Here is a 26,162-nt window from a genome sequence, read left to right on the forward strand (position 1 = left end):
TCATATAAAGCCTTGTACTCAAGTGTTTAAGTATTCAGGTTTGCGTTATCTACTTGATAAGTAATGGTTTAATTTCTATTTCCTTAGCGGGTTGGATGTGTTTTCTGCTTTGTGGATTGATTGGTTTTGACTAAATTGATTGATCGAGTCATTAATCAAAATTCTCTAAAATTTAGGTTTAATGTATCGGTTTTGTGAAAAATAGTTTGAGTACTAACTAATTTTCAGGCATTTTATATTTAATTGAACGTTCAATTAAAAAAGGAAATGCGGTAATGCCTAAGGTAGGGATGCCAAACATCAGGAAGCCTCAACTGGTTCAAGCCACCATGGCAGTGATTGATAAAGTCGGCTTGCATGCTGCGAGTATTTCGCTGATTAGCAAAGAAGCAGGCGTATCGACGGGTATTGTTAATCACTACTTTGGTGGCAAGCAGGGTTTGCTTCATGAAACCATGAGAGAGGTACTTCGCCAGCTTTCCACTACCGTGACTGAGCGTTTAAGTCAGCTACCAAAACATGCCCATCAACAGCGTATTAACGCCATCATTGATGGGAACTTTGTCGGCTATCAAGCGGAAAACAAAGTGGCCAAAACATGGCTAGCTTTCTGGTCCTATTCTGTTCACGAACCTGAGCTCAAACGCCTCCAACGTGTTAATGAAAAGCGACTTCTTTCCCACTTGAGCATCGAGCTAAAAGCGCTGTTTGAAAAAGAGCAGGCGGAAATCATTGCTCATGGTATCGCGGCTATGATCGACGGTATCTGGCTCCGCGGGACAATGAATCCTGATGGCATAGATGCCAACAAAGCTAGATTGATCATCAACGACTATCTGGACAAGCAACTTACTTTCTATTCTCAAAAATAACGAAAAGTCAGAACTATCAAATGGATATGAAATCACTATACATCGATGGCTGCGCATGTAACGCATCATCAGGTGAAAGCTTTATAACTTACAACCCTGCCAATGGCGAGCCGCTGGCAACTATTGGCCAGGCAAGCCCTAAAGACTTGGAGCGCGCGATCGAATCCGCCAAGCAAGGCTTTAAAATTTGGTCGGCCATGACTCCAATGGAGCGCAGCCGTATTTTGCTTAAAGCGGTTGCAATCTTGCGTGAGCGCAATGATGAACTAGCTGCTTTGGAAGTGGCTGATACAGGTAAGCCGCTTCAGGAAGCGATTGAAGTGGATATTGTTACCGGTGCCGATGTTATCGAATACTTTGCAGGTTTGGTGCCTGGAATGCAGGGTGAGCAGCAACCGCTGAGTGAGAATCAGTTTTTCTATACACGCCGCGAGCCACTCGGTATTTGTGCTGGCATCGGTGCCTGGAATTACCCAATCCAGATTGCAATGTGGAAATCTGCGCCAGCTTTGGCGGTAGGTAACGCCATGATCTTCAAACCGTCGGAAGAAACACCTCTGACCGCTTTAAAACTAGCAGAAATTTTCTCTGAAGCTGGTCTGCCAGATGGTGTGTTTAACGTCGTTCAGGGAGACCATCGTGTCGGACAAATGCTAACGGCACACCCAGAGATTGCAAAAGTCTCATTCACGGGCGAGTCGGGCACTGGCAAACTTGTGATGGCGGATAGCGCCAAAACACTGAAACAAGTCACGATGGAGCTCGGTGGCAAATCTCCAATGGTGATTTTTGACGATGCCAAGCTAGACAATGCAGTTTCTGCTGCGATGGTTGCCAACTTCTATACTCAAGGTGAAGTATGCACTCATGGCACACGTGTTTACGTTCATGAATCAATTTACGACGCGTTCGTTAGTCAATTAAAACAAAGAACTGAAAAGCTCATTGTGGGTAATCCAATGGATATGGACACTCAAATCGGTGCTCTGATCTCCAAAGAACATCTGGGTAAGGTTTTAGGTGCGATTGAAGAAGCGAAACAAAGCGGTGCGACGCTGCTGACGGGCGGTTATCAAGTCAAAGAAAATGGGTTAGAGAATGGCAACTTTGTTGTTCCGACGGTATTCACTGATTGTACCGATGACATGCCACACGTTCAAAATGAAATTTTCGGCCCCGTCATGTCTGTTCTGAAATTCTCACAGGAATCGGATGTGATTGAGCGAGCTAACGATACTTCTTATGGCCTAGCTGCCGGAGTATTTACGCAGGACCTGTCTCGCGCGCACCGAGTGATTCACCAATTGCAAGCGGGCATTTGCTGGGTTAACACTTGGGGTGACTCTCCAGCTGAAATGCCAGTAGGTGGCTATAAGCATTCTGGTATTGGCCGTGAAAACGGACCAGAAACGCTTCGCCATTACACTCAGACAAAGAGTGTCCTAATTGAACTTGGCGATTACGCCAGCCCTTACGCCTAATCAGCAACGGAGATAGGAAATGGAGCAACGCTACGATTATATTATCGTTGGTGCAGGGTCGGCGGGTTGTGTACTGGCTGACCGCTTGTCTGAAAGTGGCGAGCATCAAGTGCTTCTGCTCGAAGCTGGAGGTACGGACAAAAGCATTTTCATCCAAATGCCGACTGCACTGTCTTACCCGATGAATACAGAAAAGTATGCGTGGCAATTTGAGACCACCGCGGAACAGGGTTTGGATGGGCGCAAGCTACATTGCCCTCGAGGTAAAGTGCTGGGTGGTAGCTCTTCGATCAACGGAATGGTTTATGTCCGTGGCCATGCCTGTGATTTTGACGAGTGGGAAGAACAAGGAGCAAAAGGTTGGAACTACCAGTCTTGTTTACCTTATTTCCGACGTGCTGAATCGTGGAATGGTGGCGAAGATGAGTATCGTGGAGGAAATGGTCCGGTCGGAACCTGTAATGGTAACGACATGAAGCTTAATCCACTGTACCAAGCCTTTATTGAAGCGGGTAAAGAAGCGGGTTATCCGGAAACTAAGGATTACAACGGTTATCAGCAGGAAGGTTTTGGCCCCATGCACATGACGGTGGATAAAGGCGTCCGTGCTTCGACCTCTAACGCCTACTTAAGGCGCGCACTGAAACGTTCTAACCTGACACTAATTAAAGGTGTTGTTGCCCATAAGGTGTTACTGGATGGCAAAAAAGCGATTGGCGTAGAGTTCGAACGTTCTGGAAAAGTCGTCAAGAGTTATGCCAATAAAGATGTTGTATCGAGTGCAGGCTCAATCGGCTCGGTTCAACTGCTGCAATTGTCAGGTATTGGACCTGAATCAGTACTCAAAAACGCCGGCGTTGAAGTCATGCATGATTTGCCGGGGGTAGGTGAAAACCTTCAAGATCACCTTGAAGTATACTTCCAGTACCACTGTGAAAAACCGATTACACTCAACAGTAAACTGGGTCTTGTGAGCAAAGGGATGATCGGTGCTGAATGGATCCTGACCCGTAAAGGCTTAGGCGCGACGAACCATTTTGAGTCATGCGCATTTATCCGTTCTCGCAAAGGACTGAAGTGGCCAAATATTCAGTATCACTTCCTACCTGCCGCGATGCGCTACGATGGTCAGGCGGCGTTTGATGGTCATGGCTTTCAGGTGCATGTTGGGCCGAACAAACCACAGAGCCGCGGGCGTGTCGCTATTACCTCTGCTAATCCAAGTGACAAACCAAAAATCGAGTTTAACTACATTTCAACGGAGCAAGACCGTCAGGACTGGCGTGACTGTATTCGTCTGACTCGTGAAATCCTTTCTCAACCTGCCATGGATGTCTATCGCGGTAACGAAATACAACCGGGTGAAACCATAGTGACTGATGAGGCGATTGATGAGTGGGTGAAACAAAACGTAGAGAGTGCCTACCACCCATCATGCAGTTGCAAAATGGGGGCAGAAGATGACCCGATGTCTGTGTTAGATGAGCAATGCCGAGTCCGTGGCATCGAAGGATTGCGAGTTGTGGATTCTTCTATCTTCCCAACGATTCCAAATGGCAACCTCAACGCGCCGACTATTATGGTTGCGGAACGTGCTGCCGATTTGATATTAGGCAAGCCTCTGATTGAAGGGAAAGAGTTACCAGTATGGATTGCTCCGGACTGGGAAGAAAAACAGAGAATCAAGACACCGAAAAGAGACGTGTCGTCTATCTCGTAAAGTCAGTAAATATTACAAGGAAACTATTATGTCTATGATGACAAAAACGCTGTCGACTATCGCTCTAAGTACGATGGCCACAGCAACCTATGCCAACCAATGTGAAACCGTTCGATTTGCGGACGTCGGCTGGACTGATATTACCGCTACAACAGCAGTCACTAGCGAGCTACTTAAAGGTCTGGGCTACAAAACGAAAACTGATTTATTGTCTGTTCCCGTCACTTATTCATCTATGGCAAACGGTGATATCGATATCTTCCTTGGCAACTGGATGCCAACCATGGAGGGAGATATCGCTAAATACCGTCAAGCGGGCACAGTAGAAACAGTTCGAGCAAACCTTGAAGGGGCAAAATACACGTTAGCCGTACCTAAATATGTTTATGACGCAGGCGTCAAAAGCTTTGCTGACATAGCAAAAAATGCCGACAAATTTAAAGATCGTATTTACGGCATTGAGCCTGGCAATGATGGCAATCGCCTGATTCAGTCAATGATTGATAGTGATGCGTTTGGGCTTAAAGATTTCAGCCTCGTTGAATCTAGTGAGGCGGGTATGGTTTCGCAGGTATCACGAGCGGCTCGTCGCAACCAGTGGATTGTTTATCTCGGTTGGGCACCACACCCAATGAACAGCAATGTCGATATGGAATACCTTGATGGTGGTGATGACTTCTTCGGCCCGAACTACGGTGGTGCGAATGTCTACACCAATGTACGTTCTAACTATCTAAATGAATGTCAAAACGTAGGTCAGCTACTTCAGAATCTAGAATTTAGCCTAGAGATGGAGAATGAGTTGATGGAAGCGATCCTTAACCAAAACGTCAAACCATCAAAGGCGGCACTCAAGTGGCTGCAAGCAAACCCAGAGCAAGTGAAATCTTGGCTTAAGGGTGTGAAGACTCTTTCTGGTAGTGATGCAGCTGAAGCTGTAAACAACTACGTCAAATCAAATGCATAAAGTGACTAGGTGGGCGTTTTCGTCCACCTAACAACGTAAGGTTTTATTGTGAATTTTATTACCAACAACAAAATCCCAGTGGGTGAATGGATGGAAACCGGCGTCGACTGGCTGACAATGAATGCAGCGGGCTTTTTCGACTCTGTTTCTTATTTTCTTGAAACCATCATTCTTTTTGTTGTCGATCTTTTTAAATGGATGCCACCGGCGTTGCCTATTCTTCTTACCGCGGCTATTGCTTGGTATCTACATCGCAGCATTCCTTTAGTGCTGTTTATCATCGGTGCACTTCTAACGATCCTTAACCTTGGCTACTGGCAAGAAATGCTGGAAACCTTTGTCTTAGTGTTTGCTGCGACAACGATTTCCGTATTAATTGGCGTTCCAGTTGGCGTGATGGCAGCACATCGTCCGTGGTTGTATACCTTATTGAGGCCAATTTTGGACTTGATGCAAACCGTTCCTACTTTTGTCTACCTGATACCTACTTTGGTTTTGTTTGGTTTGGGCATCGTTCCTGGACTAATTTCAACCATCATCTTTGCGATCGCTGCCCCTATCCGCCTGACTTATCTGGGTATTACCAAAGTGCCGGAAGAACTGATTGAAGCGGGGCAGGCATTTGGTGCCAGCAAAATGAAACTGTTATTCAAGGTAGAACTACCTGCGGCGCTACCAAGCATTATGGCGGGTATTACCCAATGTATTATGTTGTCGCTTTCTATGGTGGTGATTGCGGCTCTTGTTGGGGCTGATGGTCTGGGTAAACCAGTGGTTCGCGCTTTGAATACTGTGAATATTTCTCAGGGCTTTGAAGCGGGGCTGGCGATTGTGCTGGTTGCGATCATCTTAGATCGTTTGTGTAAATCTCCAAATCAGAAGGAAGTGTAATCATGGATGCGATTAAGATTCAGAACCTTGATGTTGTATTTGGTGATCAGCCGCACAAGGCCTTAGCTCTGCTAGATGAAGGCAAAGCACGTCAGGAAATTATCGATCAAACAGGGCAAGTCGTGGGCGTTGATAATGTCACTATGAGTGTCAAAGAGGGCGAGATCTGCGTGTTAATGGGCTTATCTGGTTCTGGTAAATCAAGCCTACTTAGGGCGGTGAATGGCTTAAACTCAATCAGCCGCGGCTCGTTGCAAATCAAGGATGGCGATAATCAGGTCGAGCTCTCTTCTTGCAATGAAGAAACGTTAAGGCACCTGCGCACTCATAGAGTTTCTATGGTATTCCAGAAGTTTGCCTTAATGCCTTGGCTGACCGTACTCGACAACGTTGCGTTTGGCCTGGAAATGCAAGGTATGCCGAAAGCTGAACGACGAGCGAAAGCACGTGAGCAGTTGGAAATGGTCGAGCTTGCAGACTGGGAGCACAAATATCCGCATGAGTTATCTGGTGGTATGCAGCAACGTGTAGGTTTAGCAAGAGCTTTCGCCATGGATACCGACATTCTATTAATGGACGAGCCGTTTTCAGCTCTTGATCCATTGATTCGTGCACAATTGCAAGACGAGCTAATCCAGTTACAGAAAAAGCTCAATAAGACGATTCTGTTTGTTAGCCATGATCTCGACGAGGCACTTAAAATTGGCAACAACATTGCCATTATGGAATCGGGAAAACTGATTCAGCACGGTAAGCCAGAGCAAATTGTGCTATCTCCAGAAAATGACTATGTTAAAGACTTTGTGTCTCACACCAATCCGCTCAATGTATTAAAAGGCCGCTCTCTGATGCAACCTGCGAGTGAGTTAGTACAGGAAGACGCGAGATGGCAAATCTGTCCGACGAAAAAAGTGTGGGTTGAAGAACGTAATAATCAGTTGCATCTGGATAATAAAGCCGATCTCAAACTGGTGGATTGGCGTGATGAGGCCACTGAGCTATGCGACATCAGTCAAGAATCGGTTGTGATTGCTAGCCCAGATATCGGTATGCGAGAAGCGATCAAGTTAAAACAACGCAGTGGTCAACCGATACTATTGGTTGAAAATGATGAGTTGATTGGCGTGTTGGACGACAGCGATTTTTATGCGGGCTTGCTAGGAAAGCTCAATAATTCAAAAGCGGCTTAGCTTGGCACTAAATACTAAAAAAGTCGAACGGCGCATGATGTGTAGGCATTGAGCGCCGTGTCTTGGGGCGCTTACCGCTTGAATACCACCTCAGCGTCAACGATAGAAATGATCAGTGCGAACAAAATGATCAATCTGTTTAGGTACAAACGAAGTGTAAATCATACTGGTATGCGCGCTTTTCATTTCTATATGGTCACTCATCCCTTCAATTTTCGTTTCATCGACGGTGACCGTACCATCAGACAGTGTATTGTTACCCATCATTAGCAGTGCTCTAGCGCCCAACGCCAGTGTACCTGCAATACTGCCGAGTTTCTGAGGGAAGCGCCAAACGTCCTCATGTTCTTTTAAACCAAACTCAGCAGCATTGCCTAGCATCGCGCCCATACCAAGGTCCTGAATACGGCTAACGATAGAAGCGCCTCTTAAAGGAGAGCCTACTGCGACGACATGCGATACTTTGTGAGTATCTGGCTCTCTGGAGGCTAAGTAATGCTTTATAATCAAGCCGCCAAGGCTATGACCCACAAGAACGTTCTGCTGATGGGGTGAAAGTGCTTGGTCTATCTTAGTCAAAACCTTATTCTCATCGATCGATACACTGTTGTAGCTGATGGTCTGAGTCTCATATCCGTATGAACGCAACTTTTGACTCAATGGCTGCATCGCCAATCCATGCATGTACAGGCCATGAATAATGACTATTTTCATAGGGTACCTCAATGAAAAAATCTTAACCTTATTTTGCCAATTCTGTACTGGCTTAACCAGTGAGTAAAAGCATATTTGATAATTTGCTGACAGTAATTGACCCGTCTGGTTGATTGATATGATGATAAAGAAGTGAATCAGCTCCGAGCCTACGATAATAGCAAAGCGAGTCGCTGGCGAGTAACAAGGCAATAGACAGGTGCGGTGACTTGTAGAGTTGTTTTTGAGCGAGTGACTTAAAAAAGCAGGCTATCTAGCCTGCCTTACTCACGGATTTAAATATAGATTTTACTGCGCGAGTATAACACGGCGTCGCCAGAAACGATGACCTCGCTCTCTTCGATGTGACAATACAAGATGCCTCCACGTTTTGATGCTTGGTAAGCTTTTAGGTGGGTTTTGCCGAGTTGCTTGGACCAATAAGGGGCTAGCCCAGCATGAATTGATCCCGTCACTGGATCCTCGCAATCACCGACATCTGGCCAGAAATAACGAGATACAAAATCGTACTCTGTTCCTTGCGCGGTGACCACCAGATCAAATGGAGCGAGGGATTCCAGATGCTCTCTACGCACCTTGAGTTCCCTGATATCGTGTTCGTTCTCATAGATAGCAAAGTAGGCCTGCTGGCTTTTAAGGACTTTGTTTGGGCAGATAGAGACCGATTCATACAATGCAGGAGGAATGTCACATTCTACTGGTTCCTTGATGGGAAATGTCATCAATATTCTACCTGAAAGGTCTTTTTCCACTTTGAGCTTACCCACTTGTCGAGTCTCAAACTCGATAGTGCCACTAGTCTCAAAAAATTGATAAAGGACAAAGGATGAAGCAAGTGTAGCGTGACCGCAGAAATCAACTTCGGCTTTAGGTGAGAACCAGCGAATTTCGTATTGGTTTGCACCAGTCGGTTTAATAAACGCGGTTTCAGAAAGGTTGTTTTCTGTTGCGATATTTTGCATTGTTTCGTCGCTGAGCCAGTCGGTCAAAGGAACAACTGCTGCGGAGTTACCTTTGAAACGCTGTGTTGTAAATGCGTCACAGGTGAACATATCCAGTTCCATATCTATCTCCATACGTTGTTTGAATTTGTTTTTTTAATGGTATTCATAAAGACAATGCATTGTAACGGTGTACTGTTTCTCATTGAGAATAGATTCACACAGAATAATGCTTTTGTTGCATTTCGTTAAATGAATTAGTAGAGGAAACTTGAAATTATAGGCTGGAATTAGAGAAAGGCGTTGTGGCCCGAATGATTTCCATCGGGCCACGACGAGTGGTTTTACGCAAACCGTACCAAAGAATCTTGATTGAGTTGGTTAATGTTTTGTGCACCAGTCAGAGTCATGGCAACGCGCATTTCCTTTTCGTAGAGGTCGAGAAGGTTTTCTACACCTGCCTGTCCCTGTGCGGCAAGTGCATAAATGTAAGAACGGCCTAGCATGGCGCAATCTGCACCCAAGGCGAGCATTCTGACTACATCCAGGCCAGTGCGAATACCAGAATCAACAAAGATCTTCAGATCACCTTTTACTGCATCAGCTATGCTCGGCAATGCTTTAGCCGACGACATCACGCCATCTAACTGGCGACCGCCGTGGTTGGAAACCACAATGCCATCAGCGCCAAATTTAACGGCATCTTTTGCATCCTGCTCATCCAGAATTCCTTTGATGACCATGGGGCCATCCCAGAAGTCACGGATCCACTCTAGGTCTTGCCACGAGATGGAAGGATCAAAGTTTTCACCTAACCAGCCAATATAGTCTTCGAGCTTGGTTGGCTCACCGCGGTAGGTTGAAATGTTGCCTAGATCGTGTGGTTTCCCAAACAGGCCGACATCGAATGCCCAAGAAGGATGACGCATCGCTTGAAAGACTCTGCGCATTGCAGCATTTGGTCCGCTCATACCAGAATGCATGTCACGATAGCGCGCTCCCGGCACTGGCATATCAACCGTAAAGACAAGGGTTGTGACTCCGGCTGCTTTCGCGCGCTCAAGCACGTTTTTCATAAATCCACGGTCTTTTAACACGTAGAGCTGAAACCACATTGGTCGTGCCAGCTTTGGGGTGACTTCTTCAATAGGGCAGACAGACACGGTCGACATCGTAAATGGGATGCCCTTGTTTTCTGCGGCCATAGCGGCCTGTACTTCACCACGTCTCGCATACATGCCAGTCAGTCCGACTGGAGAGAGCGCAATTGGCAGAGCGAATTTTTCACCAAAGATTTCGGTTTCTAGATCCAAGTCAGACATATTTTTGAGCACACGTTGTTTTAACGCGATATCCGCGAGATCTTCGGTATTGCGTCTCAATGTGTGCTCGCCATAGGAACCACCATCAATATAGTGGAACAAGAACGGCGGAAGTTTCGATTTAGCCGCTTTACGGTAGTCTGTTGAAGCCGAGATGATCATAAATTCAGTCCTACATTTACATATTGGGGGCCTAAATAAGGCAAGAGCGACATCTGTAATAGATTAACAAGGCGTTAATACCCTCAGTGATTCGACACGAGTGGCTGGTCTCACAAAGTATGGGTATTAACCTAAAAAGCTTATTGCATTAGGGCATCGGTAACTTGGATACCGTAAATGGCCACTAAACCAATAAGTCCCGTCATTACAAGATAGTAGAATGTTGGGATAATGGTTTTACGCAGTGTTGCACCTTCACGACCTAGAAGGCCAACGGTTGCGGAAGCGGCAACGACGTTATGAATAGCTATCATATTGCCTGATGCTGCACCGACGGCCTGCAGAGCGACAACGACGGCACTTGAAATAGATAACGTTTGGGCTACTTCAAATTGGAACTGGCTAAACATCATGTTAGAGACGGTATTTGAGCCGGCGATGAATGCACCCAAAGCCCCCACTGTTGCGCTGAGCGCAGGGAATGCTTCACCAACCAAACCTGCAGCGAAGTTTGCGGTAGTCACAGGCATGCTGGCTAAATCAGCACCGTTAATTCCAGAGTTGATAAAGATACGCACCATAGGGATAGTAAACACAAGTACGAATCCTGCACCAATCAATGTTTTGCTCGATTCACCAAACGCTTTCGTCAATGGGGCAGTACTGCGTGCTTGAAGAAGTACTGCTAGCAAAGCGACAATCACTAAGAGTCCACCCGGTAGGTATAAAGGTTGGATAGCGGTACTGATACCAGCCTCGCCAAGAATGTTACCAAACGATAAACTCACGCCGCGCAGTATGGCCTTAAACTCAGCACTGACACGACTAGCAACTAGAACGACAGCCAGAAGCACATACGGTAGCCATGCCATAACCATGCTCATTGGCTTGTCTTTAGGGTCTGTGAGATCAATCTTCAGAGAGCCTAACCATTCTGCTGGCCATTTTTTCTCGTCTTCAAAGTCCCAAGTGGTATTGGGCACTAGGAACCCCCGTTTGGCTGCAGAGACCACAATGGTTAAACCAACCAGACCACCGATGAGTGATGGGAATTCCGCACCCAAGAACACGCCGGTTAACGCGTAAGGAATGGTGAAGGCTACTCCTGCAAAAAGAGCAAATGGAATGATATCTAGGCCCTCTGTCCAGCTTCTATTCTTACCAAAGAAGCGGGTTAACATCATCGCCATCAGTACCGGGATTAGGGTGCCAACACAGGCATGGATAAGTGCCACGCTTGAGGTAATTTGCTGAAGATAGGCGTCCCAGTTTGAGCCGTTAGTCATAAGCGCTTCAGTAATATTGTGTGTGTCTAGGCCTTTGTTCACACCGACAATAATTGGGGTTCCCACTGCACCGAAAGACACTGGCGTAGATTGAATCATCATTCCCATTAGAACCGCGGCAAGGGCTGGAAAACCAATAGCGACAAGAAGCGGAGCCGCAATGGCAGCTGGGGTACCAAAACCAGAGGCGCCCTCAATGAATGAGCCAAAACACCAAGCGATGATGATCGCCTGAACTCGACGGTCTGGCGAGATATTGGTAAATCCATTGCGGATGGTTGATATCGCACCAGTGTGTTTTAGTGTGTTGAGCAGGAAAATGGCACCGAAGACAATCCACAGTACAGAGACAGTGATGCCCAGTCCCTGAAAAATGGAGGCAAGAACTCGGGCAGTAGACATATCCCAACAGAACAGGGCAATTACTACTGTCAATCCGAAAGCAACAGGCATCGCGCGTTTCGCTGGCCAGTTGAGACCGACTAATAATATAGCCGCAACCACTATCGGCGAAAAGGCCACTAAGGCCAGTAAGGTTTCACTCATTGGTACATCCTCGTACAGGCTTTTACTTTTACAAATCAGGATTCTCTAGAATCTCTTAGATTTTATAATTGTGATATTTGTGTTAATTCGAAGTGAATTTACCCCTTTATTTTTTATTGATATAGGGAAATAATGAAAATAATTAATTCCAAAAATGACATAATGATATGCGTGCGGACGATATAATTTTATTTTCTCAGGTGGTAGAACTGGGGAGTTTTAGTAAGGTTGCAGAGATAAATAACCTTACAAATTCGGTAGTTAGCAAAAGAATAGCTCGATTAGAAGAAGCAATTGGCGTTCAATTATTATATCGCACTACGCGTAAATTGACGTTAACGGAGGCTGGTAAGGCGCTGACCCACGGCGCGAAAAATGTGAAGCAAGCCGCTCAGGAAGCGATGGATGCAGTATCGGGATTTGGTGAAAATATCAGCGGTCACATCAAAATGTCGGTGCCCTCAATTTCTGGCGACCTGATTTTGGCTGATGCAGTGGCAGAATTTTGCAACTTACATCCAGGCTTAACGGTCGATATGTCTCTCGATAATCGCTTCGTTGATCTTGTAGAAGGCGGGTATGATCTTGTGATCCGTACGGGCTACCTTGAAGATTCGAGTCTTATTGCTCGTCATATTCTTGATTCTCAATGGGTGGTTTGTGCATCACCTTCTTACATTGCGCGGAATGGAAAACCGATCCAGCCCGAAGATCTTGTTACCCACAACTGCCTGCAATACGCCTATCAAACAACAGGCGCCTCCGAGTGGGAATTTAAATCTGAGGCAGGGAACTATACGGTCAAGGTGTCCGGCTCCTTCTCGACGGATAATGCGACGGCACTAAGAAAAGCAGCAATGGGCGGGCATGGGATTGCATACGTACCACGATGTTTGGTTTATCACGACATTCGCAACGGTCAATTGGTGGATCTGTTTCCAGAATTGGTCGGCAAGCGGTTGGGAATTTACGCAGTCTATCCGTTTACTCGTCAACCGCCCAATAAAGTTAAGCTGCTAATTGAGCACATTCGGGCGCGCTACTTGGCTATTTCACATTATTTCTAACCACTTGAGCAGCTTAAGCGGCATGGCAGACAAAGTTGCTGTCTTCACTTTGTGTGTCATTGAAAAGGTAAAGAAAACTACCCTCAATATAGTAATTAATGTCTACGGACATCCCCTCTAACCTGTTTATGCTGTTCACAAATACGTCTGCGCCGCTTGGTTTATTAGCCCACATGATTTTGTCATACAACATCCTGAGCCTATTACCAGATAGGGTGTAGTGAGTGGTATAATTGACCTCGAAAGAGCGAGGTTTTTCTCCATGGATATATATTTGACCTGAGTGATATTGGGTCATCATATCACTGGAGGTAAATAGTAAAGTATGTGTCTCATCAATCTTGGAGTATTGACTAAACGAACCGCGCAAAAAATGGCTTTTTCGTTCTGAACAAATCCAACGTGTACTATTTAGAGCGCTATCAGCTTGTTGTGTCTTGAACAGTACCGAGATTGCGAGTGAAGCAATCAAGACTATTGATATTACAACAAGTTGCATTGGTTTTTCCTACTAATCGTTATACTGTTTAAAACCTCGGCGATAGAGTCCGCAGTTGCATTCAAGTGGTGATAGGTTTGGCTTTGTTTTGGATCTTTTGTAAACACAAACATTTTTGAAGCAAGTCGACTTTCATCATATAACGAGCGATAAACTCTTATGTAAACACTGATATTACACTGTTTAATGTTCTCAAAGTTGCGAGTATCTAAATTCTTTATCACTTTGCTGATATCAAAATTCTCTCCGCTGACATCACTAAAGTAGAGGCTTAGGTGACTAATCTCGAATTTAGAGTAGTTGTTTTTATTGATAAAGTTCGGCTTTTGAGAGAAATGGAATGTACTAAAGCTAGTTAGAAAAAGCACAGTAGAAATAATGACCAATAGAATCACCTTGAAGTGATTTGCGGACCTAAAAATCTCAAATAGGTTCCTCTGAGGTGAAGTGCTTTTGTTAACACTAGGCATTTCAAACACCTCTGTCTCTAGCGGATAAGTGAGAGGCTCGTAAACAGTCGGTGCGTTGGATTCTGGTAGGCACAAATAATAGCCTACCTTGCTTACTGTTTTGACTTCTATGTTTGTCGCTTTAAGTGAAATCAATACCCTTCTTAAATCCGAGATTACGTTTGTAAGCGCTTGATCGGTGACGATACGACCAGACCAACACTCTTCGTAAATCTTCTCTCGTTTGACCGGTGTTCCATTGTTTTTAATTAGCAGGTTAAAAACGCTGAATGTTAAAGGACGTAGTTCAATAGATTGACCATTTTGATTACTGAGCGTCCGTGACGAAGTGTCCAACTGTAAATTGGATATTGTAACTATGTTCATTTTTACCACTTAAGCTGTAACTCTGCGCGGTGAGCGATTCTTACCAAAAGCGGATCAGTTTATAAATTGAGCATATAAAATCAATGTTTGTATTTGTAAAATTAATCACACAAAAATATTTGCAACAAAAACAATTACATAAAAAATATGTGAATTAAATCATATTGATGGTGTGAGCAGGTATTAGGAAAATCTTTGGTCGCTATTTATTTTTATGTTTTTTGCTCGCTTACAGTAGGAGCCTCTTGTCAACACATGAAAAGAAAACCATGAAAAAACTAATTTTAGCGACAATCGTCTTCTCCTCTCTCACTTCTGCTCAAGGTGCTTTTGCCCAGGGTTTTAAAGGGTTTTATTTTGGAGCAGGTGTAGGTTCGACAAACTACTCCGATGATGGTTATACAGAAGATATGCAGAAAAGCCTGTCTGTCGTATCAGGTTATTCCTCGACGACCACAAGTTACGACGCTGATGGTCAGACCTACAAACTGATTGCTGGTTACATGTTTAATCGAATCATCGGCTTAGAAGCACAATACACTGACTATGCCCCTATTAAGGTCAATAGTTCACTTTCTGCGTTTAATCATGAACTGGATTTATCTTCATTCACGCTCAACACAAATGTCGGTTATACATTTGATAACGGTTTGAGACCATTTGTTACTGCGGGTTTGGGTAGCATTGATTTGGATGAAAGTGGTTCAGAAGCGGGTGCGACGATTCGAATTGGAGCTGGTGTCGAATATTTTGTTCCTCAGTTATCAGGTCTCTCGATTCGAGCTGCTTATGAGGTTGATAGCTTTGTGCTAGATTTTTACGGTAAGGAGTATAACCAAGCTATCGGTAGCTTTTATGCATCCGCGAGTTACAACTTTTAGACATTCAAAATAAAAAAGCCGATGCGTCCATGCATCGGCTTTGATTGGCGGCCAAACCAATATATTTCTGTTTTATGCTGCAACGATCTCTTCGTCTAAGTCGAAAGATGCATCAATAAGCATTTTAGTGTAGTCATTTTTCGGAGAGTGGAAGATGTCATCGGCGGTGCCTTCTTCCATCACTTCGCCTTTCTGCATCACGAGTACTCGATCAGAAAGTGCTTTCACTACGCTCAAGTCATGGCTGATGAACAGGAAACCAATGTTGTGCTTTTTCTGAATATCTTTAAGCAGGTCGATAACGGTCAACTGTACCGAGCGGTCGAGTGCAGACGTCGGTTCATCCAACAGAATGAATGACGGTTCTAGGATCAAAGCACGAGCAATGGCGATACGCTGACGCTGACCACCAGAGAACTCATGTGGGTAACGGTTGATTGAGTTAGGATCCAATCGCACTTCTTCCAATGCTTTACGCGCACGCTGCATGCGTTCAGCGCGGTCCATTTGAGGTTGATGCACGGTTAGACCTTCAGTAATGATGTCGCCGACGGTCATACGTGGAGATAGAGAACCATAAGGGTCTTGGAACACCATCTGAATGTCTTTCTTAAGCGCAAAGCGTTCTTTTTCACTTAGCGCTTTAACATCCTGACCTTTAAATTCAATCCCACCAGTACAAGGTAACAGGCCGATAAGTGCGCGGCCAAGCGTCGATTTTCCTGATCCTGATTCGCCGACTATACCCAAAGTTTCACCTTGCTTAAGTTCAAGGGAAATACCCTTAACCGCTTCAAAATACTCATTTTTGCTCTGAATAAAATGAGACTTTATGAGGAATTTGACGCGAATGTTATCGGCTTTAAGTAATGGCGGTGCGCCAACTTTTACCGGATCTTTACTGCCTTTCGGAATCGAGTTGATCAGCATTTTTGTGTAATCATGCTGAGGGTTTCTAAACAATGCCTGACACTGGCCTTCCTCAACCACATCGCCTTTACACATAACGATGACTCGGTCTGCAAGGTGTTTTACGACACCTAAGTCATGTGTAATGAACAAAATAGCCATGCCCATCTTAGCCTGAATCTCTTTAATTAGATTCAGCACTTCTGCTTGTACTGTTACATCAAGCGCAGTTGTTGGTTCATCGGCAATAAGAATGTCAGGTTCGTTGATCAATGCCATCGCAATCATAATACGTTGCAACTGACCGCCTGAGAATTCATGCGGATACTTAGTGTACGCCTGCTCTGGGTTCGGAAGATGAACCAGATTAAACAGCTCAAGCACTTTTTGTTTAGCCTGAGAACGCGAGACTGGACGATGACACATGATGGCTTCCGCCACCTGAATACCTACTCGCATGAACGGGTTGAGAGACGTCATTGGTTCCTGAAAAATCATACCAATGCGGTCGCCGCGAATAGACTGCATCTCTTTTTCGGCTTTATCGACCAGTTGCTCACCCTCAAAAATGATGCTGGACTGAGAGTGAACAATGGCGTTATTTGGTAGTAACTGCATCAGAGCATTGGTCGAAACGGACTTACCGCTACCGGATTCACCTACGATAGCGAGCGTTTCCCCCTGAAAGAGTTCAAAGTTAACATCCTTTACTGCGTCTACAATACCGTCGTTGGTTGTAAAGCTTACTGAAAGGTTTTTCACCTCTAGAATTGGCATCTGTGACATTTGCATTCCTTGTTTTAATTTATTTGATGCGAGCTTTCCGTTGCATTGCCATAGCTCTTCAATGCTGAAAAGTGGTGATGAGCCTTTTGAACTTGTTGAAACTCTAACATCCACTGAGCATTACGTTGAGCACTACAAAACGCGCCCATATGGCGCAAAAGATCCTCACAGTTTTTCGCAAGAATGTGGTGGGTCGCCTGAACCAACTCTGCAGATTCAATCGACATAAACTGAAGCAAAGCATAACTTTGATTGAGTAAATCGAAGGCATTTTGATGCTGACCCATCTTGTTGAGGATCTCTGATTGAGAGACAGCAGCATCTCGTAAGCCAGTCAATAAACAGCTGAATTGGCAAGGTTTGATTTGGTCGTCACTTAGCGCGCTTTGGATATGCGTCGGTAAATGATGCAGAACTTGATCGTACAAGTAGTGCGCCTCTGGCCAATGACCTTGTTCTAATAACTGTTCAGCTTTTAGGTAATGTGTCCAGCACTGTTGTAGATCCATATTCAATTACTCCACCAAAATCGTAACACGGCATATTTAAATGCAATTTATTATCTATTGCAAACAATTATCATTTAAATGATATTTGTCAGCATAATTGGTGGATATTTAGCCAGTTGAACTCTAATACTGCCTAAGTCACTAAAATATAACCAAAACTGGCCTACACTAAGTCGTTATAGAGTTGATGGAAAACAACAATAAGGAAAGAAAGATGGCAATTCAACGGCTAGAAATGAGCCAGCTGTATCATGCTGCGGAGCTGGAAATGCTACCGAGTAAGTCTACAAAAGAGCTGGCACCCATTGACGAAATCGTCGGTCAAGAACGTGCTCAAAAGGCAGTAGAGTTCGCTATGTCCATTAAGGAAAAAGGCTACAACATCTATGCTATTGGCCAGAACGGCCTTGGCAAGCGAACAATGATTTTGCGTTATCTCAATCGCCACCAGCATGATGCGAAAGCACTTTATGATTGGTGTTATGTGGCAAATTTCGAGGATATCAGGACACCTAAAGTACTGGCACTCCCCTGTGGTATTGGCAGCCAACTTAAGCAAGACATCGAAAAACTGATGTCAAAATTAGTCAATGCAATCCCTCTCGCATTCGATAATGAGCTCTACTACAGTCGAGCTGATAAGCTTAAAAACCAATTAGCGCAAAAACAAGAAGCAGAGTTAGCCGTCATCACCAAAGAAGCCAAAACCAAAGGCATCAGTCTCACGATTACGACTCAGGGTGACTACCAGTTTGTCGCTATGAATGGTGAGGAGATGCACACTGAAGAGTCTTTTGAGGAACTGACTAAAAAAGAACAAGAATATTTTGGTTCTACGATTGATGAGCTTGAAATTAAGTTGAGAGACATGGTTCGTCAGCTGACGGAGTGGGAAGAAGCGTACAGTGAAAAAATCAAGAAGCTGAACGACGACGTGACCTTGGATGTCATTACTCACTTCATCAAACAGCTGAAAAAGGACTACTCTGGCTACGCCGAAATAAAAGCTTATTTGACAGAGCTCCAGCAAGATATTGTTGAAAATGCGGATATCTTTCTTGAACAAAGCGCAGAGCAAGGAGAGGTTGCTACGGCATCTCTAGATAAGAAACTGCCTCGTCGCTATAAAGTCAACGTTCTTGTAAGCCGTAAAGGTGATGAATTCCCTATTGTCGTCGAAGAGAACCCTAACTATCACAGTTTGTTTGGTTATATTGAAACGGCCACCTTCAAAGGTACCGTATTTACCGACTTCTCATTGATTCGCCCAGGTAGCCTACATAAAGCTAATGGCGGCGTACTCATGATGGATGCTCAAAAAGTGCTTGAACAACCTTATGTCTGGGATGGGTTGAAGCGTGCGCTGCGAGCTCGAAAACTAAGCTTTACCTCGCTCGAAAAAGAAGTCACGTTAACAGGTGCGGTTTCGCTGGACCCTGAAGCTATCCCATTGGATGTAAAGATCATCCTGTTTGGTGATTACCGTACTTATCAATTGCTGCAACATTACGATCCGGAGTTTAGTGAGCTGTTCCGTGTAACGGCTGACTTCGAAGACGAAATGACCCGCAGCCCGCAGTCTGAACTGCAGTATGCGCGTTTTATTTCCAGTGTCGTCAACGACAACAACATGCTCCATTGTGATAAAAAGGCCATCGCCCGGATTATCGAGCATAGTTCTCGGCTGTCAGGTGACCAGACTAAGCTATCATTGCACTCAGCCAATATCGCAAACCTGATCCGAGAATCCAATTACGTTGCTCGTCAGGCCAATTCGAACATGATTCGTTCTAGTCATGTTGAAGAGGCTCTGGCCAATCAGGAGATGCGAGTCAGTCGTCTCAAGGACAGTGTGATGGAAGGATTTATTAACGGAACGACCTTGATTAAAACCGAAGGGGAAGCGATTGGTCAGGTCAACGCGCTATCTGTGTTGAGCACCAGTGAGTACATGTTCGGTGCACCAAACCGTATCACGGCGACGACTTGCTATGGTGGCGGTGAAGTGATCGACATTGAACGCAGCGTCGACTTAGGTGGCAGCATTCACTCCAAAGGTGTGATGATATTGACCGCTTACCTTTCTTCGGTCTTCGGTAAAACGGCGAAAGTACCATTAACCACAACCATCACTTTCGAGCAGTCCTATGGCGGCGTCGACGGTGATAGCGCAAGTATGGCCGAGTTTTGTGCGGTCGTATCAGCCTTCTCTAAACAAGCGAACCGACAAGACATCGCCATTACTGGCTCAATGAACCAATTTGGTGAAGCGCAGCCTATTGGTGGTGTTAACGAGAAAATTGAGGGTTTCTTCGATGTGTGCTCAATTAAAGGCCGTAGCGAGAACCAAGGTGTGATCATACCAAGAGCCAACATGCACAATCTTATGCTACGTCCTGACGTTGTCAAAGCGGTTGAACGAGGTGAGTTTCAAATCTGGGCGATTGACCACGTGACTGAGGCTATCGAATTATTTATGGGTAGACCTGCTGGTGAACCAAGTGATGAGGGCAGTTATCCAATCGATACGGTATTTGGCATTGCTCAAGCCAAGCTCAATGCATTGAGGAAATAACTCAAAAGGGCTTTCATCTGAAAGCCCTTTTTCATCCTATCGTTCCACCAGCTCATTACCAGAAGCGCGGTTTTTTCCGAAAGCGTCAATGTTACCTAAGGTAGTATCAGCGATGTTGCCGAGTGCTTCCTCGGTGAGGAAAGCTTGGTGCCCTGTGAAGAGAACATTGTGACAAGCGGACAATCGACGAAAGACATCATCGACAATGACGTCATTGGATTTGTCTCGGAAAAAGAGCTCTTTCTCATTTTCATAAACATCCAGTCCGAGGGCTCCAATCCGCCCAGTCTTCAATGCTTCGATGGCAGCAGCGGCATCCAGCAATCCTCCACGACTTGTGTTGATGATCATAACGCGGTCTTTCATCTGACTGAATGCTTTTTCATCCAGAAGGTGGTAGTTTTCTTCTGACATTGGGCAGTGCAGGGTGATGATGTCACTTTTTTCAAATAACTCTTGTTTTGAACAGTAACGCGCTCCCAGTTCGATGGCGATAGGGTTCTCAAATGGATCAAAGCAAAGTATGTTCATACCCAGGCCTTTAAGGATACGCATAGTCGCGATGCCAATCTTACCTGTACCAATCACGCCCACAGTCTTACCATGAAAGTTAAAGCCAACTAAACCGTCTAATGAGAAATTGGCATCTCGGGTACGCTGGTAGGCCTTATGGAAACGTCGGTTCAGGCTCATCATTAGACCAACCGTATGCTCTGCGACAGATTCTGGTGAATAAGCGGGTACACGAACCACCTGAAGGCCAAGTCGCTTGGCTGCATCTAAATCCACGCGATCAAAACCCGCGCAGCGCATTGCAATCAGTTTTACCCCTTGCTCTGCCAGTACTTCTAATACAGGTGCAGATAAATCATCATTAACAAACGCGCAAACCACCTCGCAATCGTGAGCCATTTTGGCGGTTTTTTTGGTTAACTGAAACTCATGGAAATGGAGTTCAAATCCATACTGCTTGTTTACTTTGGCGAACGACGCTTCGTCATAAGACTTAGCACTAAACACCGCGACATCTAACATGGTAGGCCTCTCTCAAAATATTACGGGAGGAAATAGAACAGCCTCTATTGAACCGTGATTCCAAGAAAAATTAAACCATAAATTTTATATGGAGTATGAAACGCATATATTGCTCAAATGTTTACAGTGACTCTTTTGTTACTAATAGTTTTGCGAGCAAAATTCGCTCAATTTTCATCTCAAGATCACTTTTTTGCTGCTAAAGTGGTATTTATAAATTAAATAGCTCTTAGCTTATTAATCATCTACTTAAATAAAGGTGAAGTTAAGGGCAAGTGGGATTTTGTTCTTTGGCTAGGAAATATGGATATGATTAAACAAAAGCTTTCTGAAGTGTCCATAGCAGCACGAGCGTGGTCTATATTAGGCTTGTTTGCTATTGGTTTATTTGTGAATACTCTCCTCAACATTGCGGAGTCCCGTGAACACATGCGCGAAAACTATGAGCGAGGTGTTTCGACTCTGGTCGAATCTGCTTCAGGTGTCGCGAAACACTACTATCAACTCTATCAGTCGGGTCAAATTTCAGAAAGTGAGGCTCAAGGCCGAGCGTTACAGACCATTTCCTCCATGCGTTTTGATGGTGACAACTATATCTTTGTCGGTGATGCTGATGGTGTGCAGTTAGCCAGTGGCGTACTGTCTTTGCTCGGCAAAAATATTCTTGGGCTGAAGGACAGTGAAGGTAAATTCTTTGTTCAGGAACTTTACCAAGTCGCTCATAATGGCGGTGGTTTTGTCGACTATAGCTGGAAGAATCCAGACAGTGAGGCATTGGATCCTAAAACTAGTTATGCGTTGATTTTCCAGCCATGGGGTTGGATGATTGGTTCGGGAATGAATATGGTTGCACTTCAAGCTGATATGCATCGTTCTGAAGTTGCGTCCGCGGGCTATGCGATCAGTATTCTTTTAGGACTTTCCATTGCCATTGGCTTTTTTATTAAAACCATCACATCTCCAATCAAGCGTACGGTTCGTGCTATGCAGACTCTTTCCAAGGGGGAGGGTGATCTGACACAAAGGTTGCCTGAAGAGGGCAGTAAAGAATTGAGGCTTTTGGCTCGCTATTTCAACCAGTTTGTGGCTTCCGTTCAGGGAATCATGCTCAGCATCAGCGATTCAGGTAGTCAGGTTTCGAGCGCAGCGAATCAACTTTCTACTTCCGTTCATCATATCGACAACAGCCTCAACCAACAACAGAGCGATGTGGATATGCTCGCGACGGCGATGACGGAGATGCTAGCAACGGTTGAAGAGGTGGCCGCTCGCACTGTGGAAGCGAATGATGCGAGTCGTTTAGCGGCACAAGAAGCCAATCACAGCCGTACGATCATTGACAGAAACGTTGAAGGTGCTAATGAGCTTGCGGCGCAAATCCAGTCTGCGAGTCAGGTTGTACAGAAGCTTGCTTCTGATGCGCGCAATGTTGACACCGTACTTGAAGTGATTCGAGGTGTCGCCGAGCAAACCAATTTACTCGCGCTGAACGCAGCCATTGAAGCAGCAAGGGCAGGTGAACAAGGGCGCGGCTTTGCGGTGGTGGCTGATGAAGTAAGAAGCCTCTCACTTCGCACCCACGAGTCTACTTTGGAGATTCAAAACATTGTTGAGAAACTGCAGATCGGCGCTGAAAATGTGGTGAAAGTCATGGATGAAGGCACAGCAAAAGCCACCAACGCATCACAGCTATCGAGCCAAGCTGGTGAGGCACTGAACAAGATTAACAAAGAAGTTCATACGATTGAGGACATGAATCAGCATATCGCCACCGCTGCGGAAGAGCAGACGGTGACGGTGAATGATATCAATCGCAATGTTGTGAGTCTGAGTGATATGGCATCGACCGTCTCTGGGGAGTCGGCACAAATGGCCAGTTCTAGTAAGGAGCTTGGGCGAGTGTCGGATGATTTGATGGCAATGATAAATCGCTTCAAGCTTGCTTAGCTTGAGACAGCAGGGTGATATGGTAGAATCGCGACACATTTTTTAATGACGACGATTTCATGCGACATCTCAAAACTGCCATTCACCCTGATATTGGTCATTTAGACGATAAAACTGTTTTCCAACGCAATGCGGCAAGAGCGATTGTCGTTGATGGTGAAGATATTCTTCTTTTGTATACCGAGCGCTATCATGATTATACCATTCCTGGCGGAGGTATTGATGAGGGTGAAGATGTGATTGCCGGTATGGTACGTGAGCTGCAGGAAGAAACCGGAGCGCAAAATATTCACAATATCAAGCCATATGGAATCTATGAAGAATTTCGCCCTTGGTACAAAGACGATGCGGATGTCATTCACATGCATTCATATTGTTACACTTGCAAAGTCGATCGTGAATTAGGTGAAACCGCTTACGAAGACTATGAAATTAACAACGGTATGAAGGCGGTCTGGATGAATATTCATCAAGCCATTGCTCACAATGAAAAAACGATGGCGGAGAGCCCAAAAAAAGGCATGAGCATTGAGCGTGAAACGTTTTTGCTACACATGATTGCTAAAGAAATGCTCTAAACCATATTGAACTCACTGCCTTAGTGGGTTTAATACTTAATTAATTGATTAAATGATTCGGGAATAATATCGGCACAAAGATAGCTCTGAGATCGTGCCCGACTGAGCCACCATTGTGGTGTGTCAGCCCTAGGGGGCTTTCCCTCCTATTCTAATTGCTGATGTTCCAAATGACCTTACCTTCGCAGTTACCTTCGGGGACAGTCACTCAAATCGTACCGTCACTCAAATCGTACCCTCAAAAGAAAGGGTACCTTTGAGGGTACCTTTGGGACAGTCACTAACGTATACCTTTGGGGACAGTCACTAAAGCGGATGTGACGCTTGAACTGCACAACAACTAGAAAAGGTTGGTTGTGTATCGTGTTTCGTCACCCACAATTATAAAGTCTTCACATACGTTTCGGCTTTCTGAGCTGGCAGCGTTCGGAGTGACTCGTCGAGTTACTTCAGAACTAGGATCAGTTCACAACTCGACATTGAAACAAGCCACTCACCAGTGACGTATGCCCATTCTTACGTGAACTCTTCGAAAGGTTTGTGTTGAACACCTATACTTATTCAAGTAATTGAATTATTAATATTAATTATTTATTTGAGAATAGCGATTTCAGCCGAGGGAATGGTAATGACAAGAATGCGCAGTGTCTTATTAGGGACAATGATTGTGAGCTTAAGCTCGATCGGTTATGCCAAAGTTATCGAAACGACTAGTTTAGTTGGTTTTGGCCAGGCGAAATACCCAAGCAACTTTACTCACTTTGATTATGTTAACCCTGACGCCCCGAAATTTGGCAAAATGACTTATGGCCGAGTCGGGACGTACGATAACTTCAACCGATTCGCTTCCAGAGGTGTCGCTGCTGCCGCAACAGGAGAGTTGTATGATACGCTCATGTTTTCTCCCAGTGATGAAATCGATGCCTACTACCCTCTGATCGCAGAGAGAGTGAGATACTCGGATGACTACACCTGGCTAGAGGTGGACATTAACCCCAAGGCACGTTTCCACGATGGCGAGTCAATCACTGCGCACGATGTCGCTTTCACGTTTGATAAATTTATGACTGAAGGTGTACCGCAGTATCGCGTTTACTATAAGGATATTAAGTCGGTCACGGCAAAAGACGATCTGACTGTTCGTATTGAAATGGCAGCGCCTAATCGCGAAAAGATGTTCAGCTTTGCCCAAACGACCCGTGTATTGCCAGAACATTTTTGGAAAGATAAGAAATTTTCAGAACCTCTTGCTACTCCTCCAGTTGGTAGTTCAGCATATAAAATTGTTGATTATAAATCTGGTCAGAGTGTGACTTATTCGTTAGTAGACGACTATTGGGCTAAAGATCTGCCAGTAAACGTCGGTCGTAATAATTTCAAGGAAGTACAATACGATTACTACCGCGATGACACTGTCATGCTGGAAGCGTTCAAAGCCGGTGAATTTGATTTTCGTCTGGAAAACTCAGCGAAGTTTTGGGCCAACTCGTACTCAGGCGTGAATTTTGATAAGGGGTATATCACCAAACAAGAAATTCCACATCAGAAGCCAGAAAACACACAAGCTTTTGTCTTTAATACACAAAGTGAAGTGTTCAAAGATGCTAGAGTCCGTGAAGCTCTGACGTATGCAATGGACTTCGAGTGGATGAACAAAAACATGTTCTATGGTCAGTACACACGCACGCGCAGTTATTTCCAGAATACCGACTACGAAGCGAAGGGCGTCCCGAGTGCTAAGGAACTAAAAGTGCTAGAGCCCTTTAAAGACGCAATCCCTCCTCGCGTATTTACTGAACAGTTCCAGCCTCCGGTTACCGATGGCTCGGGACGTATTCGTAACCAGATGCGTACTGCGTTTGAGCTGCTTAAAGAAGCGGGTTGGGAGCTGAAAAACAAAGTACTCACCAATACTAAAACGGGTCAACCGTTTAGCTTTGAACTATTGATCTATAGCCCGACCACGGAACGTATTGCGATTCCAGTACAAAAGAATATGAAGCGCATGGGTATCGATATGAAGATCCGCTCTGTTGATACCACACAGTATATTAAGCGACTTCGCGATCGCGACTTTGACATGGTTTCCTCGGCTTATTCGGCGAATCCATATCCGAGTCCAAACTTGATGATTGTCTGGAACTCCAACTACATCGATTCAACCTACAACACGGCGGGCGTCATTGATCCTGTTGTTGATAGTCTGACGATGGAAATTTCCAAAAAACAGCAAGACCCAGATGCATTGCTTTCTTTAGGGCGTGCTCTCGACCGAGTGTTGCAGTGGAACTTTTACATCATTCCACAATGGCACGTGAGTGAGTATCGTGTAGCGATGTGGGACAAATTCGAGCGTCCGGACAACATGCCGAGATATGACTTAGGTATTGATACTTGGTGGATATCAAAGGATAAAGCTGCCAAGTTACCTGAAAAACGACGTTAGCA

At 45.0% G+C, this 26,162-nt stretch carries 21 protein-coding genes; 12 read left to right on the forward strand and 9 right to left on the reverse strand.

Translation table 11 applies throughout. From position 1 onward, the window contains the following. Positions 1 to 275: 275 nt before the first annotated feature. Genes betI through choV form a run of 6 tightly spaced genes read left to right on the forward strand, consistent with a single transcriptional unit; the run spans position 276 to position 7,121 of the window. Positions 276 to 872 (forward strand): transcriptional regulator BetI, encoded by a 597-nt coding sequence (betI, locus tag OH455_RS12405; protein ID WP_269981617.1) that lies wholly within the window; start codon positions 276 to 278, stop codon positions 870 to 872. 20 nt (positions 873 to 892) lie between these two features. Beyond that, entirely contained in the window at positions 893 to 2,353 is a 1,461-nt protein-coding gene (gene betB, locus OH455_RS12410; RefSeq protein ID WP_269981618.1) for a betaine-aldehyde dehydrogenase, read from the forward strand. A 19-nt stretch (positions 2,354 to 2,372) separates the two neighbouring features. Then, complete coding sequence (gene betA / locus OH455_RS12415) at positions 2,373 to 4,073, forward strand: choline dehydrogenase (protein ID WP_269981619.1); 1,701 nt, start codon at positions 2,373 to 2,375, stop codon at positions 4,071 to 4,073. A gap of 28 nt (positions 4,074 to 4,101) precedes the next feature. After that, complete coding sequence (locus tag OH455_RS12420; RefSeq protein WP_045976477.1) at positions 4,102 to 5,040, forward strand: choline ABC transporter substrate-binding protein; 939 nt, start codon at positions 4,102 to 4,104, stop codon at positions 5,038 to 5,040. Between the two features lie 48 nt (positions 5,041 to 5,088). Then, positions 5,089 to 5,931, forward strand: a complete 843-nt coding sequence (choW, locus tag OH455_RS12425; RefSeq protein ID WP_045976478.1) for a choline ABC transporter permease subunit — start codon at positions 5,089 to 5,091, stop codon at positions 5,929 to 5,931. 2 nt (positions 5,932 to 5,933) lie between these two features. Continuing rightward, positions 5,934 to 7,121 carry a choline ABC transporter ATP-binding protein gene (choV, locus tag OH455_RS12430; protein WP_269981620.1) on the forward strand — a complete coding sequence of 396 codons (1,188 nt, stop codon included), beginning with the start codon at positions 5,934 to 5,936 and terminating at the stop codon, positions 7,119 to 7,121. 96 nt (positions 7,122 to 7,217) lie between these two features. Here the strand turns inward: choV and OH455_RS12435 are convergent, their stop codons facing one another. The 4 genes from OH455_RS12435 to OH455_RS12450 form a co-directional block, all read right to left on the reverse strand. Continuing rightward, entirely contained in the window at positions 7,218 to 7,835 is a 618-nt protein-coding gene (locus tag OH455_RS12435; RefSeq protein ID WP_206369180.1) for an esterase/lipase family protein, read from the reverse strand. Positions 7,836 to 8,110: 275 nt separating this feature from the next. Beyond that, positions 8,111 to 8,899 (reverse strand): PhzF family phenazine biosynthesis protein, encoded by a 789-nt coding sequence (locus OH455_RS12440; RefSeq protein ID WP_206369179.1) that lies wholly within the window; start codon positions 8,897 to 8,899, stop codon positions 8,111 to 8,113. Between the two features lie 221 nt (positions 8,900 to 9,120). Next, a complete protein-coding gene (gene lldD / locus OH455_RS12445; protein WP_269981621.1) occupies positions 9,121 to 10,260 on the reverse strand; it encodes an FMN-dependent L-lactate dehydrogenase LldD in 1,140 nt (379 codons plus the stop codon). A 140-nt stretch (positions 10,261 to 10,400) separates the two neighbouring features. Next, positions 10,401 to 12,092, reverse strand: a complete 1,692-nt coding sequence (locus OH455_RS12450; protein ID WP_269981622.1) for an L-lactate permease — start codon at positions 12,090 to 12,092, stop codon at positions 10,401 to 10,403. A 167-nt stretch (positions 12,093 to 12,259) separates the two neighbouring features. On the opposite strand from OH455_RS12450, the gene OH455_RS12455 reads away from it, so the two are divergent. Then, positions 12,260 to 13,159, forward strand: a complete 900-nt coding sequence (locus OH455_RS12455) for a LysR family transcriptional regulator (protein ID WP_045976484.1) — start codon at positions 12,260 to 12,262, stop codon at positions 13,157 to 13,159. A 13-nt stretch (positions 13,160 to 13,172) separates the two neighbouring features. On the opposite strand, the gene OH455_RS12460 is transcribed toward OH455_RS12455, so the two are convergent. Both OH455_RS12460 and OH455_RS23420 read right to left on the reverse strand, forming a co-directional pair. Then, a complete protein-coding gene (locus OH455_RS12460; protein ID WP_269981623.1) occupies positions 13,173 to 13,658 on the reverse strand; it encodes a hypothetical protein in 486 nt (161 codons plus the stop codon). After that, a complete protein-coding gene (locus OH455_RS23420) occupies positions 13,643 to 14,494 on the reverse strand; it encodes a winged helix-turn-helix domain-containing protein (RefSeq protein ID WP_443088602.1) in 852 nt (283 codons plus the stop codon). Before OH455_RS23420 ends, OH455_RS12460 begins: the two co-directional genes overlap by 16 nt. A 269-nt stretch (positions 14,495 to 14,763) precedes the next feature. Between OH455_RS23420 and OH455_RS12465 the strand changes: the two genes are divergently transcribed. Next, positions 14,764 to 15,375 (forward strand): outer membrane beta-barrel protein, encoded by a 612-nt coding sequence (locus OH455_RS12465; RefSeq protein WP_269981624.1) that lies wholly within the window; start codon positions 14,764 to 14,766, stop codon positions 15,373 to 15,375. Between the two features lie 72 nt (positions 15,376 to 15,447). Here OH455_RS12465 and OH455_RS12470 read toward each other — a convergent pair whose 3' ends face one another. Beyond that, complete coding sequence (locus OH455_RS12470) at positions 15,448 to 17,070, reverse strand: ABC transporter ATP-binding protein (protein WP_269981625.1); 1,623 nt, start codon at positions 17,068 to 17,070, stop codon at positions 15,448 to 15,450. A 14-nt stretch (positions 17,071 to 17,084) separates the two neighbouring features. Then, positions 17,085 to 17,579 carry a hypothetical protein gene (locus OH455_RS12475; protein WP_206369174.1) on the reverse strand — a complete coding sequence of 165 codons (495 nt, stop codon included), beginning with the start codon at positions 17,577 to 17,579 and terminating at the stop codon, positions 17,085 to 17,087. A gap of 214 nt (positions 17,580 to 17,793) precedes the next feature. On the opposite strand from OH455_RS12475, the gene OH455_RS12480 reads away from it, so the two are divergent. Further along, a complete protein-coding gene (locus OH455_RS12480; RefSeq protein ID WP_206369173.1) occupies positions 17,794 to 20,154 on the forward strand; it encodes an ATP-binding protein in 2,361 nt (786 codons plus the stop codon). 36 nt (positions 20,155 to 20,190) lie between these two features. Here the strand turns inward: OH455_RS12480 and OH455_RS12485 are convergent, their stop codons facing one another. Then, the gene (locus tag OH455_RS12485) at positions 20,191 to 21,189 is read right to left on the reverse strand and encodes a 2-hydroxyacid dehydrogenase (protein WP_045976488.1); all 999 of its coding nucleotides are present in this window, start codon (positions 21,187 to 21,189) and stop codon (positions 20,191 to 20,193) included. Between the two features lie 309 nt (positions 21,190 to 21,498). Between OH455_RS12485 and OH455_RS12490 the strand changes: the two genes are divergently transcribed. The 3 genes from OH455_RS12490 (at position 21,499) to OH455_RS12500 (ending at position 26,160) form a co-directional block, all read left to right on the forward strand. Next, positions 21,499 to 23,136, forward strand: a complete 1,638-nt coding sequence (locus OH455_RS12490; protein ID WP_269981626.1) for a methyl-accepting chemotaxis protein — start codon at positions 21,499 to 21,501, stop codon at positions 23,134 to 23,136. A 59-nt stretch (positions 23,137 to 23,195) separates the two neighbouring features. After that, positions 23,196 to 23,714 carry an NUDIX hydrolase gene (locus OH455_RS12495; RefSeq protein WP_206373205.1) on the forward strand — a complete coding sequence of 173 codons (519 nt, stop codon included), beginning with the start codon at positions 23,196 to 23,198 and terminating at the stop codon, positions 23,712 to 23,714. 637 nt (positions 23,715 to 24,351) lie between these two features. Then, on the forward strand, positions 24,352 to 26,160 hold the full coding sequence (locus OH455_RS12500) for an extracellular solute-binding protein (protein ID WP_269981644.1): 1,809 nt from the start codon (positions 24,352 to 24,354) through the stop codon (positions 26,158 to 26,160). Positions 26,161 to 26,162: the final 2 nt, after the last annotated feature.

This window comes from Vibrio sp. T11.5 (assembly GCF_027587155.1).
In the GTDB taxonomy this organism is placed as follows: Bacteria; Pseudomonadota; Gammaproteobacteria; order Enterobacterales; family Vibrionaceae; genus Vibrio; species Vibrio neptunius.